Origin of the sequence: Candidatus Thiothrix phosphatis (genome assembly GCF_035668035.1) — a bacterium.
GTDB classification, from domain to species: Bacteria; Pseudomonadota; Gammaproteobacteria; order Thiotrichales; family Thiotrichaceae; genus Thiothrix; species Thiothrix phosphatis.
In genome coordinates, this window is the sequence record NZ_JAYMYJ010000067.1 from 1 (window position 1) to 15,002 (window position 15,002).

At 53.9% G+C, this 15,002-nt stretch carries 16 protein-coding genes; 8 read left to right on the forward strand and 8 right to left on the reverse strand.

What is annotated here, in order from left to right; genetic code table 11:
- Nucleotides 1–335 precede the first annotated feature (335 nt).
- On the forward strand, nt 336–902 hold the full coding sequence (locus VSS37_RS07530; protein ID WP_324694200.1) for a hypothetical protein: 567 nt from the start codon (nt 336–338) through the stop codon (nt 900–902).
- Here VSS37_RS07530 and VSS37_RS07535 read toward each other — a convergent pair.
- From VSS37_RS07535 to VSS37_RS07550, 4 genes are all read right to left on the reverse strand, one after another.
- Entirely contained in the window at nt 880–1,536 is a 657-nt protein-coding gene (locus tag VSS37_RS07535) for a methyltransferase (RefSeq protein ID WP_324694202.1), read from the reverse strand. The two genes, VSS37_RS07530 and VSS37_RS07535, sit on opposite strands and share 23 nt — an antisense overlap.
- Nucleotides 1,537–1,568: 32 nt before the next feature.
- Nucleotides 1,569–2,141, reverse strand: coding sequence for an N-acyl amino acid synthase FeeM domain-containing protein (locus VSS37_RS07540; RefSeq protein ID WP_324694203.1), 573 nt, complete (start codon nt 2,139–2,141; stop codon nt 1,569–1,571).
- Nucleotides 2,142–2,238: 97 nt separating this feature from the next.
- The gene (locus VSS37_RS07545) at nt 2,239–3,033 is read right to left on the reverse strand and encodes an autoinducer binding domain-containing protein (protein WP_324694204.1); all 795 of its coding nucleotides are present in this window, start codon (nt 3,031–3,033) and stop codon (nt 2,239–2,241) included.
- Nucleotides 3,030–3,662: an NBR1-Ig-like domain-containing protein gene (locus tag VSS37_RS07550; protein ID WP_324694205.1), complete on the reverse strand. Its 633-nt coding sequence runs from the start codon at nt 3,660–3,662 to the stop codon at nt 3,030–3,032. The genes VSS37_RS07545 and VSS37_RS07550 overlap by 4 nt, the downstream gene beginning before the upstream one ends.
- A 141-nt stretch (nt 3,663–3,803) precedes the next feature.
- Between VSS37_RS07550 and VSS37_RS07555 the strand changes: the two genes are divergently transcribed.
- Genes VSS37_RS07555 through VSS37_RS07565 form a run of 3 tightly spaced genes read left to right on the forward strand, consistent with a single transcriptional unit; the run spans nt 3,804 to nt 6,203 of the window.
- The gene (locus VSS37_RS07555; RefSeq protein WP_324694206.1) at nt 3,804–4,076 is read left to right on the forward strand and encodes a helix-turn-helix domain-containing protein; all 273 of its coding nucleotides are present in this window, start codon (nt 3,804–3,806) and stop codon (nt 4,074–4,076) included.
- Complete coding sequence (locus VSS37_RS07560; protein ID WP_324694207.1) at nt 4,073–5,326, forward strand: type II toxin-antitoxin system HipA family toxin; 1,254 nt, start codon at nt 4,073–4,075, stop codon at nt 5,324–5,326. Before VSS37_RS07555 ends, VSS37_RS07560 begins: the two co-directional genes overlap by 4 nt.
- Before the next feature lie 58 nt (nt 5,327–5,384).
- Nucleotides 5,385–6,203: a hypothetical protein gene (locus VSS37_RS07565; protein WP_324694208.1), complete on the forward strand. Its 819-nt coding sequence runs from the start codon at nt 5,385–5,387 to the stop codon at nt 6,201–6,203.
- An 8-nt stretch (nt 6,204–6,211) separates the two neighbouring features.
- Here VSS37_RS07565 and VSS37_RS07570 read toward each other — a convergent pair whose 3' ends face one another.
- Nucleotides 6,212–7,744, reverse strand: a complete 1,533-nt coding sequence (locus VSS37_RS07570) for a B12-binding domain-containing radical SAM protein (protein ID WP_324694209.1) — start codon at nt 7,742–7,744, stop codon at nt 6,212–6,214.
- Between the two features lie 465 nt (nt 7,745–8,209).
- On the opposite strand from VSS37_RS07570, the gene VSS37_RS07575 reads away from it, so the two are divergent.
- Both VSS37_RS07575 and VSS37_RS07580 read left to right on the forward strand, forming a co-directional pair.
- Nucleotides 8,210–8,599, forward strand: coding sequence for a 3D domain-containing protein (locus tag VSS37_RS07575; protein WP_324694210.1), 390 nt, complete (start codon nt 8,210–8,212; stop codon nt 8,597–8,599).
- Between the two features lie 81 nt (nt 8,600–8,680).
- On the forward strand, nt 8,681–9,871 hold the full coding sequence (locus VSS37_RS07580; protein WP_324694211.1) for a BaiN/RdsA family NAD(P)/FAD-dependent oxidoreductase: 1,191 nt from the start codon (nt 8,681–8,683) through the stop codon (nt 9,869–9,871).
- Here the strand turns inward: VSS37_RS07580 and VSS37_RS07585 are convergent.
- A complete protein-coding gene (locus VSS37_RS07585) occupies nt 9,868–13,173 on the reverse strand; it encodes a type I restriction endonuclease subunit R (protein ID WP_324694212.1) in 3,306 nt (1,101 codons plus the stop codon). The genes VSS37_RS07580 and VSS37_RS07585 overlap by 4 nt on opposite strands.
- Nucleotides 13,174–13,302: 129 nt before the next feature.
- On the opposite strand from VSS37_RS07585, the gene VSS37_RS07590 reads away from it, so the two are divergent.
- Together VSS37_RS07590 and VSS37_RS07595 are read left to right on the forward strand one after the other, a co-directional pair.
- On the forward strand, nt 13,303–13,629 hold the full coding sequence (locus tag VSS37_RS07590; protein ID WP_324694213.1) for a UPF0175 family protein: 327 nt from the start codon (nt 13,303–13,305) through the stop codon (nt 13,627–13,629).
- A complete protein-coding gene (locus tag VSS37_RS07595) occupies nt 13,626–14,117 on the forward strand; it encodes a PIN domain-containing protein (RefSeq protein WP_324694214.1) in 492 nt (163 codons plus the stop codon). The genes VSS37_RS07590 and VSS37_RS07595 overlap by 4 nt, the downstream gene beginning before the upstream one ends.
- On the opposite strand, the gene VSS37_RS07600 is transcribed toward VSS37_RS07595, so the two are convergent.
- Complete coding sequence (locus VSS37_RS07600) at nt 14,114–14,746, reverse strand: metallophosphatase domain-containing protein (RefSeq protein ID WP_324694215.1); 633 nt, start codon at nt 14,744–14,746, stop codon at nt 14,114–14,116. The genes VSS37_RS07595 and VSS37_RS07600 overlap by 4 nt on opposite strands.
- Nucleotides 14,743–15,002 (reverse strand): restriction endonuclease subunit S domain-containing protein (locus VSS37_RS07605; protein WP_510952322.1); only part of this gene is annotated, 260 nt, incomplete at its 5' end. The genes VSS37_RS07600 and VSS37_RS07605, both read right to left, overlap by 4 nt.

Sequence of the window (15,002 nt, forward strand, 5' to 3'; positions counted from 1 at the left end):
GGATAGTGCGCTGATTGCAAGCATGGGCGGTTTCGATTGCAAGCACTTACACATATTTGGCTAGATCTATTGCTGACATGATTGTCACCCCTCAATGACTTAACTTTCGCAAAGCTTGCAGTGTCGGTTATTTAAGCCGATCACAAAAGGTGGAAATTTCCACCTCATTCACTGATAAGTTATTGTTCAAAAAGGAGGTTTATTGATTATTTTATCACCACATGCCAAGAATTGGGTAGCACTTTACAGCCATGCCCCTTGTTTGTGTGATTTTTGCACTAGTCAACTGTGATTAACTATAACCATTATTACTATACAACAAATGGTGGTCATTCATGCTTTACAAGATTGATCTCGATAAACAACGTCATGGGGAAGTCAATGTCATCATCCGTTTACCCGGAGATACTGGCAATGATTTACGCTTAAGTTTTCGTCTGGACGCCGACCAAGGGGTTGCACACCTCACTGACACCCCGTCAAATGAAAACAGGTTGCCTTACCCTCCGGCAAACGCCATGAACCTGATGGATTGCCAGCCACACTTGGCACGGCTCATTGCGCACCTCCTCCAAGAAGAATATGCAACACATGCTGGCAAATACCGCAAAGGCGTCAGCAAAATCCCAGTTTTCCGGGGCGAAGCTTCTGATGGCCTTTACGTTGACAGCGTGGACAAAAAAACCGGCCAAAACCTGTTGAAAGGCGTCCTCATGAAAAGTCCTGCCAAAGTCAAAAAGCTCGCCCTTTGGATAATCAGCAAATTCCCGCAAGTATCGGAATGGGCTGGCGTCCAGTACGACGCCAACCCCAAAACAGAAGAGGAATTGGCTTACATCATCGTCAGAGCGGAAAGCTGCATCAACAATAATGAGCCCATCAGGCTTTTTCAGCACGGATGAAGTTCAATCCACCCAGATAAAAGTCCTGATGGCAAGCCACCAGTTTGAAGCCGGTGGCTGACAATTGGCGCACCAATGTGTCCATTTCCACAAATGCCGCCTTCTCATTCCCTGCCAGTTCCAGGTTCTTTTCCCGGAACGCGGGGTAATGGGGGTGGCCTAGCAGCTCCTTGTCCGCTTCCCGCGCCAGTTTGCGCATGTCCAGCGATTTGTTGGGCGTCACCAGCACAAACGGCGCGCCGGGGCGCAACAGGCCATGAATGTGGGCCAGGATTTCCTGCGGTTCGCCCCAAGTGTAATAACTGTTGACTGACAGGGCGGAATCAAACATTTTCCCCTCCACCTCTTCAATCTTGGCATGCAAAATGCTGAAGTGTTCGGCATTCAGTTGCCCGATCAGCCAATTCGCCTTCTCGACCATGTCTTCCGAATAGTCGACGCCGGTATACCCTTGCACATCCTCACGTCCGGCCAAAAATGGGGTGATGCGGGCGGTGCCACAACCAAAATCAGCCACAGACCCATGCATATGCGGGGCAACCGCCTTATAAACCTCCAATTGCAGGGAAGGCAGGACAGACAAGTGGGATGCGGCATAACTATCCCAGGCAGACATTTTATACAGTGCAGTCATGATGATTCTCCAATAATCCGGTTACAGTAAAGTCAGGCTGACGCCGTCCATTTAAAAAATTCGGGTTTCGTTTCTTGGATAGGCCAAGCCAAACAGCAGAACTTGTAATCACTGCCGAAGCTTTCCCCCACGTCCTCCGCCAACAGGCGGGCACCGATCAGCTTCAGGTGCAAAGGGATATGTTGCTGGCGAATGACGATCAGGATAATGTCGACCCCCCTTCTGAGCGCCACCTCATAAGCGGCCCGGTAATACTGTTTAACCAGGCTCTGTTTGTCGCGGATGACGAAACGGCCAATTTCCATCAAACGTTTGCGGCTCTTGCGGTAGTGGCTGACTTCCGGCGGAAACAGCGGGTCTTCCGGCAGGCCGAGTTCGCTGTCGACGATAAAACTGGCGGTGCTCCTCACCTCCCCATCGTCATCGCAGGAGTACACCACGTAAGCATGCCGGTGGAACGGATCATCTGCGGATACCCGCACACTGGGATAAAGCTTGCCATATTCCTCCTTCCTGAGTTGGCAGGCATTGGCGATTTCCGCCGGTGATTGGGCCAAACGCAATGGTGCAGGCAGACAGGGGGCAATACTTGTTGAATCCAGCATCTAAAATCCTCCAGGAACCATAATGGACGGAGGAAATTTTCAGCTCCAAGGGAGGGGAGAAGCGCGGGGAATAAAGCGGGGAATTCGGGGAAAATTTCTACAGATGGTTATGGAAATGCAGCACACCTGCATAGTAAATCAAACGGATCCGGTTGACGCCACCGAACTTGGCCCTGATGTTGTCCACCAATTTTTCCCCGTATTTCTGGGAAATGTCGGCGGCGTAGTCAGGCAGCAGCTTCATCGGCAAGCCCGACACGATGAACTTCAACAGGCGCTTTTCCTTGGGGGTAAGCTGGTCCAGCAACGCCGCCAGAAAATAAATCTTCAAATTTGGCGTCGCCATGACATGCGTGTGGAATAGCCGCGTGCACACCTGCAAGGCGTACAACCTTTCATGCACCAGAATCCCGTACAGGCGGTCACGCTCGGAACTGATGCAACTGACGCCGCCATTGCCGGGAATCCCCTGTGTCAAGGGGATCGTCATGCCATTGAGGATGCCGTAATCCTTCCTGGCAATGGCGATGACATTCCTTTCAGGCTGCGTTAGCCCGCCTTTACGCTCCTCAGCCCACCAGTCAATCACTTGTGTCTCGCCTTCCAGGGCAATTTTTTTAACGGCGAAATCCACCTTTTCGAACTCCGCCTCCTGATAGTGATGGAGGAAAGCGGGGCAATAAGCGGCTGAGGTTTTATACAGGGGGGTGATGGGCAATTGTGCCTCAAAGTAAATTTGAGGCACAAACGTATACAATACGCCATCAAAGCCTAATTGTTGCGTTTGCCGCTCGTAAGCAGCAAACGCCTCATCCAAAGTCGCCGACTGGTATAACTCCGCGATGAAATCCATCGGGTTGAAATCACCATAATATCGGCGGGGCAATGTCACGAATCAACCACCTTGACCATGCAATACAGCCCACTTAACTTGGGGAATATGACAGCCCCGTTGGCGTCGACGCATTGCCAATGGGAAATCGCATTGCACGGGAAGGCAGGTGCCCGGAAATGCACGCCCAGACGCACATGTTCCCCCGGTTTGGTTTCGGGGATGGGGACACTCCCGTCCAACGGGGCCAAATTGGCCGGTTGCGATTCATCCATGCATTGCAACCGCCAGCCTACCCATGGTTCCGTCCCCAGATTGGCCACCTCCCAGATTTTCTCGAACTCTTCGCCAATCTGGACGACGCTATTATCCGGGTAAGAAACATCAGCAATAAATCCAGAAACATATTTTTTATCTACCTTATCATTTTTGCTTTGCCTGGAAACCCTGGCAGACAACCTGCCCAGCGGATTTTCATTGAAGTAAATCCGCAACATGCTTAACGGATGGGCTTCAAGCGTTTCAGCAACTTTGACTAAAGTGGAAAGACGGGCTTCACTAATATCCGCACGCAACAGTTTGTGCCAAGTCTGCCGGGAAATCCCCGAACGCCTGGCCGCCTCCGTTGTTGTCAATTTCTGAGATTTTAGACGTGTGCGTAAATAATCCGCCAATTCAAATGCAGACATAATTTTATTTTCCTCAACTGAACAACCGGCACACAATTTAACAGAAAGGAAATCCTGGTGGTAGAGTATACAGCGTTACAAGAATGCACTATATATAATGCAAAATACTTTTAACACCTGATTATGTATCATATATAATACATGGACATGCACTCATTGGGGGAGACCCTGCGCAACGCGCGCAAACAGCTTCAATTAACCCAGGCCGAACTCTGCCGCAAGACCGGCATCAGCCGCGCCACGCTCTCTGGCATTGAGAACGGCACCGTGGCTGAAATTGGCATCCGCAAAATCATGGCGCTGTGTTCCGCACTGGGGTTGGAATTGACCGCACAGCCACTCAGTCCGCGCCGCCCGACCCTGCAATCACTGGTCAATGAAGCCGAGCAACGCAAAACAGGCCGCAAATCATGAGCAAGCATTCCAAAACAGATCAGGGTAGCCTCGACATTTACGTACAAAACCAACACAGTGGCGTGCTCGGGCGCAGCGCCATCCGCCCTCACGCTTATGTCTTCGGCTACCTGCCCAGCACCACCCCGCAGCAGGCCGTCTCCCTGACCATGCCCGTGATGCCCGACCAATATGGCTTCCAGCAAGGCGTGCACCCCATCTTCCAGATGAACCTGCCGGAAGGCGAACTGCGCGAAATGTTGCGCAACCGTTTCCAGAAAACCGTGCAAAACTTCGACGACCTGGCGCTGTTGGGCATCATCGGGCATTCGCAGATCGGGCGCATCCGCATAGCTCACGCCGGTAATGAACCCGACACCATGCCATTGGAAGACATGCAGGCATTGCGCACCTATTCCGGTGCTGAAGATTTGTTTACCGAATTGCTGCAACGTTATGCGCGTTATTCCGGCATTTCCGGCATGCAGCCCAAAGTGCTGGTGCGGGACGCTGAAACCGTCGCCAACGCCGCACAACTGGAGCAGTTCAGCTACCGCGACGCCACCCACATCGTCAAGGCGTGGAACCCGGAGCGCTTTCCGGAACTGGCCGCCAACGAATACTTCTGCATGCAGGCCGCCCGTAAAGCCAGCCTGGAGACACCGGAAGTGGAGCTCGCCGCCCAAGGCCGTTTGCTGGTCGTCAAACGCTTTGATCTGGACGGACAAGGCGGCTACCTGGGCTTTGAAGATTTTTGCGTGCTGAATGGCTTGGCGACGGATGACAAATATGTCGGCAGTTATCAGGACATCGCCCTGCGCATCCGCCAGTTCGTTTCCCCCCACCGCGTGCATGATGCGATGGAGCAATTTTTCCTCTCACTGGCGCTGACCTGCACGGTGCGCAACGGCGACGCCCACCTGAAAAATTTTGGCGTGCTGTATGACGACCCGGAAGGCGAAATCCGCCTGGCACCCGCTTTCGACATCGTGTCCACCACCCCTTACATCCCCAACGATACGTTGGCGCTGCTGTTCGGCGGCAGCAAAGCCTTCCCCGGCCGCAAGGCGTTGCTGGCTTTCGCCCGCCAGTTCTGCAACATCAATGAACGGCGCGGCAAACACCTGCTGGAGTGGGTGGCGCATGGGCTGGAAGCGACTTTGCCGGAATTACAAGCTTATCAACAACAGCATCCAGCGTTCGGCGCCATTGGCGAGCGCATGCAAACGGTCTGGCGGCAGGGCATTGCCGAGTTGACAAGTATGCACTAATATCAAAGTGATACATCATATCGAACGTCACCATCGACAGACAGGCTTAACGAAACACATGAAACATTTGCTTCGCACCGCTTTGGCAGGCTGCTGCCTGTTGTTGCTGGCGTTACCCGGCTGTGACAACAAGCCCCCCGCCAACCAACCCTCAGACACGCCGAAAGTCACCGTGCTGGAGACCTATATCCAAGCGCTGCCGGTGGAGGACGACACCCTGCAAACCCGCTACGGCAAGCTGGAGATTACCCATAGCGCGCCCGACTTGCCGCCGGACTCCTTAAGCCTGGATGGCAAACCGGTCTTTCAAAAAGAAGCCTTCTACCTTTCCCTGCACCAATACATCAAACAAAACCAGCGCGACGTGGTGCTGTTCGGCTCCAATTGCGGCGGCACCGCCTGCCCACAAAACCAGTTTTATTACCTGCTGCTGGACAAGGACAAAGCGCCCGAAATCAAAACCGGCGACGCCTTCACCGCCTACCCTGACGACCTCAAACTCAGCGTGGACAGCGACCGGTTAATCCTCGACCTTGGCTACCAGGCTGGCAAACACAAAACCGCTATCCTGCAAGGGGAAAATCTCAATATTACGCTGGAAACCGTGTCCAAAAGTTTCCTGGGTGAAGAAAACTGCCGCTGGCTATATGACGAAGCCTTAAGCGCCTGCCGGGATAACCATGGTGGCGACGTCAGTTGCCAGGATCCCCAGGCCAGCTTTGCAGGTTACCTGCTCCGGGGCATCGCGGCAGTGGGCGAACACCCCGGCTTCAACAACGAAGCTTTCAGCCGACGTTGTAAAATCGCCTGTGAAAGCGACAAAACGGTGGATTACCCAACCTTCGCCAAAGAAGTTTGCAGCAAGGGCGAAGACTGACACACAGGCTAATCGGCCTCACCCTGCCCCAGAAACCGTAACTGCCGCTGGTTGCCGCTTTTTCCGCCCTGTTTCGGCAGGAAAGGGTTCCGGCGCGCTTCCGCCAGGAAGGGGATCTGCCCTTTTTGCCCCGTCAGCGCATAGTCCTGCAACAACGCCTCTTCCAACAGCCGCCGTTCCAGCCCCAACGCCTCCAACCCTGCGCCATGCACCAGCACAAACAGGCGCGGCAAGGCAATCTGGTGGGTTTGCTGCGCTTGCGCGTGAATCCACGCTGTCAACTTCCAGAAACGGGCGAATGGCTCCTCCCCCAGCAGCAACGGCAAGGCATGCGTAAAGCGCCCCGAATTGCCAATCATGTCCCAATAGCGGGCGAAACGGTTCATGTGCTGCATGGTGGCGAAATCCACCCGGTCGGTGCGCAGGATGTTGTACGGCGGCAACGGATTAAACACCAGACCGAACGCTTCCGTATGACGGCGGATGGGCGCGCCGCGCAGACGCTTGAGGATGCCGACCTGGATTTCGTGCGGGTTCAAGCGCACCAATTGGTCGAAACCCGCGCCAAAGCCCTCCAGGTCTTCCCCAGGCAAACCGAAAATCAGGTCGGTATGCAGATGCGCGCCGGAATGTTCCCGCAGCCAACGGATGTTCTCCGCTGCCCGGGCATTGTCCTGTTTGCGGCTGATCAGCGCCTGCACCGCCGGGTCAAACGTCTGGACACCGATTTCAAATTGCAAGGAACCCGCAGGAAAGCGGCTGACCCGTTCTTTCAATGCTTCCGGCAAATAGTCGGGGATCAGCTCGAAATGCAAAAAAGTGTCCGCATCCAAGCGCTCCAGAAAAAAGTCCAAAATCGCCACCGTAGCCTGGATTTTCAGGTTAAACGTCCGGTCAACGAAACGGAACTGGCGTAAGCCACGCTGCCAAAGTGCCTCCATTTCACTCAAAAAGCGTTGCAGGTCAAATGGCCATGCGGTTTTATCGAGCGCCGACAGGCAAAATTCGCACTTGAACGGGCATCCACGCGAAGCCTCCACATAAATTGAGCGCGTCGCCAAATCTTCATCCGTATAAAGAGTGTAAGGCAGCTCCAATTGCTCCAGAGGGGGTTGAATTCCTGCAATGACCTTCGCCAAAGGCTTTTGCCCGCTCAATAACTGATCGCATAACTGCCGAAAACTGATTTCGCCCGGCCCGGTGATTACATAATCCGCCCAAGAAATGATGGTTTGTTGCCCAGTTTCATGACTAACTTCTGGCCCACCCAACACAATAACCACATTAGGTTCAAGGGATTTTAGCAGTGAAACCAGCTCGGTGGTTTCCGCCACATTCCAGATATACACACCCAACCCGATGATGCGGGGCTGAGCCGCCAGCAATTGTTCGGCAATATCGAGCGGCCGCATAGCGATAGTAAATTCCATCAATTTCGCCTGCTTCCGCCTAGGCCCAAGATTGGCGTGGATGTAGCGCAAACCCAACGAGGCATGCGTATAACGGGCGTTGAGTGTGGCGAGAATAATACCATCTTCCATAAATACAACTTGATTTAAATATTAAAAAAATCAGTTTTACAAAAGCAAACATTGAAATTGAATACAACTCTATGTTTGCCAAAGAAATATAACACAAACATTAATCCTCTTTGTCAGCACAAAAACCTTTTATTGCCAAACAAATGACAGAATGATGAACCTGATATACACTCGGCTCCTGTGTATCCCGTGGTGTTCTGGATACAGCAAGACCGGTGAGAGTGTCGCATAACTATCCAGAACATAAAAATGACAGGCAAAGGCAAGCATGGCAACGCCGTGATGTTGTTTTTTTGCCCAAAACTTCTAGGAGTATGTGCCAATTCAACACCAGCAGTAAAACCGCTTGTCGTGTTTTCTGCCATAAAACGGTTTAATCAGCATATTTGAATATGCTAATATCCACCTCGATCCTTTAGTCTTAAATCAATTATCTATTTAAGATCAAACATTTGGGTTATATTTATGTTTACTGTAACACGTCTTCTAACAGTGGCTCTTCTGTCCATTGGTTTGGCAGGAACAGCCTCCGCTGGAAAGGAGCGGTCGAACAGCCTTAAGGTAACCGCTACAGCTTACAACTCAGCCACCCGGCAAACTGATGAAACACCAAACATCGCCGCCTGGGGTGACGAGCTGAATCCTGGCATGAAAGCCATCGCCGTTTCCAAAGACCTCCTCAAACAATATGGACTGTCTCGTGGGAGCAGGGTAAAAATCAAAGGACTGGAAGGGGAATACGTCGTATTGGATAAAATGCATCCACGCTGGCGTAAAAAAATTGACATTTATATGGGGAAAGACACACGCAAAGCCCTGCGCTGGGGAAGGCGCACCGTCACCATCCATTGGTGAAATTCATCGGCTAAAGGATCCAACCCAGAGCCCGCTTCGTGCGGGCTTTTTTCTTTTTTGCCCCCGGCTTATGATGCGCCCATGCAAACCACAGACCCTTACGACACCATCATTATCGGTGCTGGAGCCGCTGGCCTGATGTGCGCCGCAGAAACCGGCAAACGCGGGCGGCGGACTTTGTTGCTCGATAAGGCCGACAAGATCGGCAAGAAAATCCTCATTTCCGGCGGCGGACGTTGCAATTTCACCAACCTGCACGCCAACCCCAACGCGTACCTGTCGCAAAACCCACACTTCTGCAAATCGGCGCTGGCGCGGTATACGCCACAAGATTTCCTCGCCCTGATGCGCAAACACCAACTGAGTTGGCATGAAAAGACCCTCGGGCAGCTCTTTTGCGACCAAAAGGCACCCGCTGTCGCGGCGATGCTGCAACAGGAATGCAGGCAGGCTGGCGTGGTTTTGCGCCTTGCCACGGACGTGACGGCCATCCGCCACGACACAGCGGGCTACCACCTGCAAACCAGCCAGGGAAACTGCTCCGGCGCGGCGCTGGTGATCGCCACCGGCGGCCCATCCATCCCGCGCATGGGCGCGACGGACTTCGGCCTCCGCATCGCCAAACAGTTTGGGCTGAAAAGCATCCCGTTTTCCCCTGCCCTGGTTCCGTTCACCTTTCCCCAGACAGAGCTGGACAGCCTGTTCGCCGGACTGTCCGGCGTGAGCACGGAAGTTGTCGCCAGTTGCGGGGCAGGCTGTTTCCGCGAACACCTGCTGTTTACCCATCGGGGGTTGAGCGGCCCCGCCATGTTGCAAATTTCATCCTTCTGGCGCAAAGGCGAAGTGGTGGAAATCAACCTGCTGCCAGGGCGGGATGCGCAGGAATGGCTGCACGCCATGCAACAACAACGCCCGAAAGCGGAACTGAAAACGGTGTTGGCTGAAGTGCTGCCTAACCGGCTGGCGCAGCGCTTATGCGAAACCCTGTTCCCCAACCGTCCGCTGGGGCAATACGGCGACAAGCAATTGCAATCCATTGCACAACAATTACAGGCCTGGGAATTGGTGCCTTCCGGCACCGAAGGCATGCGCACGGCGGAAGTCAGCCTCGGCGGCGTGGATACGCGCGAGCTTTCCTCCAAAACCATGGAGGCGCGTAAAGTGCCGGGACTGTATTTTATCGGGGAAACCGTGGATGTGACGGGCTGGCTGGGGGGCTACAACTTCCAGTGGGCCTGGGCCTCCGGGTGGTGTGCGGGGCAGTACGCCTAACCGCCAAGCTTGTATTTCCTGAAATTGAGCGCCTGCTCGAAGATTTCCTTGTACACCTCATCCCGATCCACTGGCGGGTAGCCGTGCTGCGCCAGCAGGATAATCAGGTCGACTTTCAGTTCGGCCTTGATGTCATCGCGGTTGTTCCAGTCGGTGTATTTGGTTTTGTCATCCACCACATCCTTCACGGCTTTGGCCAGCGGGATGAGCTTGTTGTCGGGATAAGTGAAATCGTATTTGACCGCCAGCCCTTTGAGGATGTCGTAGAAAGCTTTTTCCTCGAAGTCGATGCCGAGGTCGGCGAAGGATGCCTTTTCACGTTGCAGGGCGTGGAACAGGTCGATGATTTCATTGGCGAAGTCGTCCAGCACGTTGCTGACCAGCACATTCTGTTCATCACGCTCATTGTATTTGTCGACCAGCGCCTTGAACTGTTTGGAAAAATCTACGCCCTTGGCCCGGTTGGTCTTTTTAAATTCGGTGATGGCGCGTTCGAGTAGTTGTTGCAGTAGCTTGATTTTGGTGTTGGGCAGTTTGATTTTGTCGATTTTGGCGAGATAGTCGTCAGAAAACAGATCGACTGCGCCCGCATCTTCGTCGCCCAGCTTGAAGATTTCCTCCACCCCCTCGCTTTGCAGGGCGTCTTTAATCATGTCACGCACTTTGGCATTCATCTGTGCGGTGTCGGGCGCATCGCCACGGGTGAGCTTGAAAACAATGGAGCGCACCGCAAAGTAGAAATGGATGCGGTCGCGTTCCTGTTGGCTGAAGGCGTCACTGCCGGAACAGATGTCATAGGCGGCCTTGAGGCGTTTCACCAGCCCCATGAAACGCTGTTCCACCTTTTGCGTGATTTGCACGAATTCGGCGGCACGGTTCAGGCATTGCAGTTGCGCGATTGGTTCACCATGGAAATAAGCACTTCTATCAAAGGGGTGGAACAGCTTGTCGAGCAGATCGAGTTGATCCTTAGCGGCGTTGATGGATTGCTGGATTTCCTCGATTGTGTCTTCGCCGCCTTTGGAATATTGCTTGAGCGCCTGATTCATCTGCCGCTTGATGCCGATGTAGTCGACCACTAGCCCCTTGTTCTTGCCTGCAAACTTGCGGTTCACGCGGGAAATGGTCTGGATCAGGCTGTGGCGCTGGATCGGCTTGTCGATATAGATGGAATCCAGCTCCGGTACGTCGAAGCCGGTCAGCCACATATCCACCACGATGGCGATCTTGAAATTAGATTTCGGCTCCTTGAACTGGCGATCGAGTTCCTTGCGGTATTCCTTGGTGCCCAGCAGATCGTAGAGTTCCTTGGGGTCGTCCTTGTCGCGTGTCATCACCAGTTTCAGGCATTCGATGGGCTTGAGTTTCTTATTATTCCCCCCATCCCCAACCCCTTCCCCCGCAAGGGGGGTAGGGGCTTTGTTCTGAGTATCTTGCTCCCTTCCCTCCTTGCGGGGGAAGGGCTGGGGATGGGGGGTAAAAGGCGAGGATAGTGAGGGTCTTACCTCAGCCCATTGCGGGCGCAGGGCGATGACTTCGCGGTAGAAATCCCAGGCGATTTCGCGCTTGCTGCACACGAACATGGCCTTGCCCTTGAGGGTTGCGCCCTCACGAACGCGGTTGTCGTAGTGTGCGACGAAATCGGCGGCCAGCGCCTTGAGGCGGTCGGGGTCGCCGAGGATGGCACCCATATTGGCGGAGGCTTTCTTGCTTTCCTCAATCTGGTAATCGCTGGCTCCGGCATCAAAACATTGCTGGTAATAGGCTTCGATTTCTTCCAACTTCTTGTTGTCGAGGAAGACTTTGGCGGCGCGGCCTTCGTAGACGATGCGCACGGTGATGTCGTCCCTGACCGATTCGGTCATGGTGTAGCTGTCGACGATCTTACCGAAAACATCCAGCGTGGCGTCCACGGGTGTGCCGGTGAAACCGACGTAGGTGGCGTTGGGCAGCGAGTCGTGCAGGTATTTGGCGAAACCGTAAGTGCGCTTCACGCCTTGCTCGGTGACGCGGATTTTCTGGTCGAGGTTGACTTGGCTGCGGTGGGCTTCATCCGAGATGCAAATAATGTTGCTACGTTCACTCAGCAGTTCGATGTCTTCGGTGAACTTGTGGATGGTGGTGAGGAACACGCCGCCGCTGATGCGGCCTTTCAGCAGTTCGCGCAAATGCTGGCGGCTTTCCACGCTGATGATGGTGTCGTCGCCGATGTAGCTCTTGGCCTTGACGAACTGGCCGGAAAGCTGGTCGTCGAGGTCAGTGCGGTCGGTAATCAGCACGATGGTCGGGCTGGCGAAATCCACGCTTTTCATCAGCAGGCGGGCGAGGAACAGCATGGTGTAACTCTTGCCGCAGCCGGTTGCGCCGAAATAGGTGCCGCCCTTGCCGTCGCCGTCCGGTTTGCGGTGCTGGAGGATGTGGGCGTAGAGCTTGGTGGCGGCGTAATACTGCGGGTAACGGCAGACGATTTTCTCATCCCGGCGCGAGGCGTCCGGCAGGTAGATGAAATTACGGATCACATCACGCAGGCGGCGCTGGTCGAACAGCCCTTGTATCAGAGTGTTCAGGGAGGAAATGCCGTCCACCGCCAGATTTTCATCGCCAGTGATTTTGCGCCAGGCGTAGAAGAATTCGTATTTGGCGAACAGGGAGCCGACCTTGCTGTTTACCCCGTCCGAGATCACGCACAGGGCGTTGTATTTTAGCAGTTCGGGAATGTCGCGGCGGTAGCGGGTGGTGAGCTGCACGTAGGCGTCGTGGATGGTCGCTTCCTCGCGGATGGCGCTTTTGAACTCGAACACCACCAGCGGCAAGCCGTTGATGTAGAGGATGGCGTCGGGGATGCGTTTCTCGAATCCTTCGATTTCGAGCTGGTTGACCAGTTTGTAGCGGTTTTTGTTGTGGTAGGCGGGATGTTCGAGGGCGATGGTTTTGAGTAACGCAGCATCAGGAATCCGTTGCGCGATCAGGTCGCTGTAGTCGATGAGCTGGATGTAGAGGTCTTTCTGGCTGCGGTCTTCACGCTTGAGCAGGAAGCCGTCGGCGACCAGCTTCATGATGGCCTTGTTGCTGTCGTACAGGTCGGCGGCGGGCAGGTTGTCGAGGTGGTGGACGATTTGTTCAATTTCACCCGGCGTGATGCCGTCATGAGCGTAGCGGTTTTGCAGGTAGGTGCGCAGGTCGTCTTGCAGCAATACATCCTGCGGGTTGCGGGTCAGGGTGTCGCCGCGCACATGCGGGTAGCCCTGTTCGCCCAGCAAGGTGATGATGGCTTGCTCCAGTTTTTCTTCGGTGAATTTCATGGTGCGCCCTGTTTTGTTGTTTAAAGATTTTACCAATAAAAAGTGCCACACTGTAGGCACTTTTTGGATACGCTGGTTTACATAACATGTGCCACCATAATGGGGAACATTTCGTGGAGAGTTATCACCATGCAAACATTTTCCATTCGTGATTTGCGCGAGCGTAGCGGGGAGTTGAGCCGGGAAGCGGAAGCAGGTCGCGCATCCCTGATCACCAAGCGTGGTGAACCGATTCTGGTTGCATTACCTTTTACAGCGGCGCTGCTCGATAGTGGCGTTAAAGTGGCATTGGCAGAGTATTTGTTCAAAGAAAAGATTGTATCTTTGGGCAAGGCCGCCAAAATTGCCGGAATGCCGTATGTGTTGTTCAGCGAACACTTGAGCCGTATGGGTATTCCTGTGGTGGATTATCCAGCAGAGGAGTTGGAGGATGAACTTCGGGTCGCCAGTCAGTGAGTGTCTTGATCGTGGCGGATACGGGGCCATTGGTTATCCTCGCCAAACTGGATCACCTACATTTGCTGCGCCAGCTTTTTACCGAGATACGCATCCCTGAAACGGTGTTGGTTGAAGCAACGGCTTTGGCTTACCGTCCAGATGCCAAGCGTATCGTTGGGTTTTCCGCCCAATATGCCAATGTTGTGCCTGATCTAGCCCCCAATGACCCTGATTATCTCGATTACGGTTTGGATGCAGGCGAAACCCAGGCCATTTCCCTGGCAAAACAGGCGTGTTGCCCTGTATTACTGGATGAGCGGCGTGGGCGCTCCGTCGCCAAACAGGAACATGTGGATGTATTGGGGACAGTCGGCTTGTTGCTCAAAGCAAAACAGGCGGGGCTGATCCCGGAAATGGGCTGCTTGCTGGATGCCATGCTGGAACAAGATTACCGCCTTGCGCCTGCGTTGGTTCAGCGGGCAAAAGTATTGGCTGGCGAGGATTAAATTTCCACCTCAACCGGCGCATTCCGCACCCGGTAGCGTTCGTCCAGAATGCAGGCATTGATGAAAACCATGCCGTCGACTTCCAACACGCCGTAGGCTTCGTGGATGTGACCGCTGGCGTGGATGCTGGGTTTGATGCGCTGGATGGTCGCCAGCAGGTCGTCGCAACCGGCGGGAAAACCGTTCTCGCAGCGGTCGAGAACGCCGCGTGCGGGGCCGTGGGTAATCAGCACGTCGATGCCATCGGGGATTTTGTCCCAGTGGTGACGGATGCTTGCACCTCGCCGACGGTTGAATGCCCAATTCATGAATTCCGGCTGGACGGGTGAACCCCAGAATTTTACGCCGTCAATTTCCACCCCGGAATCATTCAGGTAGATGAGGCCACTATCACGTAAACAAGTTTCCGCTTCTTCCCGGAATTCATTCTCAAAACACCAGTCGTGGTTTCCGGCAATCACGATGATGTGGGTGAAATCCTGTACCATCATGAATTCAGCAAAATTTTCAACATCGAACAGGTCGCCGCGCCCGGTGAAATCGCCGCAATGCACCAGCACGTCGCCGGAACCGAGGGGCGGCATCCGGTCATGCAGGGAATGGGTGTCGGAAATGAAAGTCAGCTTCACACCAGCGCATCCCCCACCCGCTTTTCCGCGTCTGGAATCCGCAGTTCGCCGGATAGCAGCTTCGGCAGCAGCGTGTCCCGTAACTTTGTTAATACAGCAGTCTCATCTTTCAGTCGGCTGATTTTATGGAAATTTCCCACAGTTACCTCGTTGAAAGTTTTGAGAACCTTCCCTGTTTTTGGTAACGCCAGATAAAAACTATCAAAACAAGCATTTTGAACTCGTTGACGACCAGAAGAACCAACCATATGTTGAA

What these genes read in the sequence shown, in the direction of transcription:
- VSS37_RS07565 (WP_324694208.1), top strand. Translation starts at nt 5,385, where the DNA reads ATGAAACATTTGCTTCGCACCGCTTTGGCAGGCTGCTGCCTGTTGTTG.
- VSS37_RS07575 (WP_324694210.1), top strand. Translation starts at nt 8,210, where the DNA reads ATGTTTACTGTAACACGTCTTCTAACAGTGGCTCTTCTGTCCATTGGT.
- VSS37_RS07535 (WP_324694202.1), bottom strand. Translation starts at nt 1,536, where the DNA reads ATGACTGCACTGTATAAAATGTCTGCCTGGGATAGTTATGCCGCATCC.
- VSS37_RS07540 (WP_324694203.1), bottom strand. Translation starts at nt 2,141, where the DNA reads ATGCTGGATTCAACAAGTATTGCCCCCTGTCTGCCTGCACCATTGCGT.
- VSS37_RS07555 (WP_324694206.1), top strand. Translation starts at nt 3,804, where the DNA reads ATGGACATGCACTCATTGGGGGAGACCCTGCGCAACGCGCGCAAACAG.
- VSS37_RS07580 (WP_324694211.1), top strand. Translation starts at nt 8,681, where the DNA reads ATGCAAACCACAGACCCTTACGACACCATCATTATCGGTGCTGGAGCC.
- VSS37_RS07570 (WP_324694209.1), bottom strand. Translation starts at nt 7,744, where the DNA reads ATGGAAGATGGTATTATTCTCGCCACACTCAACGCCCGTTATACGCAT.
- VSS37_RS07560 (WP_324694207.1), top strand. Translation starts at nt 4,073, where the DNA reads ATGAGCAAGCATTCCAAAACAGATCAGGGTAGCCTCGACATTTACGTA.
- VSS37_RS07550 (WP_324694205.1), bottom strand. Translation starts at nt 3,662, where the DNA reads ATGTCTGCATTTGAATTGGCGGATTATTTACGCACACGTCTAAAATCT.
- VSS37_RS07585 (WP_324694212.1), bottom strand. Translation starts at nt 13,173, where the DNA reads ATGAAATTCACCGAAGAAAAACTGGAGCAAGCCATCATCACCTTGCTG.
- VSS37_RS07590 (WP_324694213.1), top strand. Translation starts at nt 13,303, where the DNA reads ATGCAAACATTTTCCATTCGTGATTTGCGCGAGCGTAGCGGGGAGTTG.
- VSS37_RS07530 (WP_324694200.1), top strand. Translation starts at nt 336, where the DNA reads ATGCTTTACAAGATTGATCTCGATAAACAACGTCATGGGGAAGTCAAT.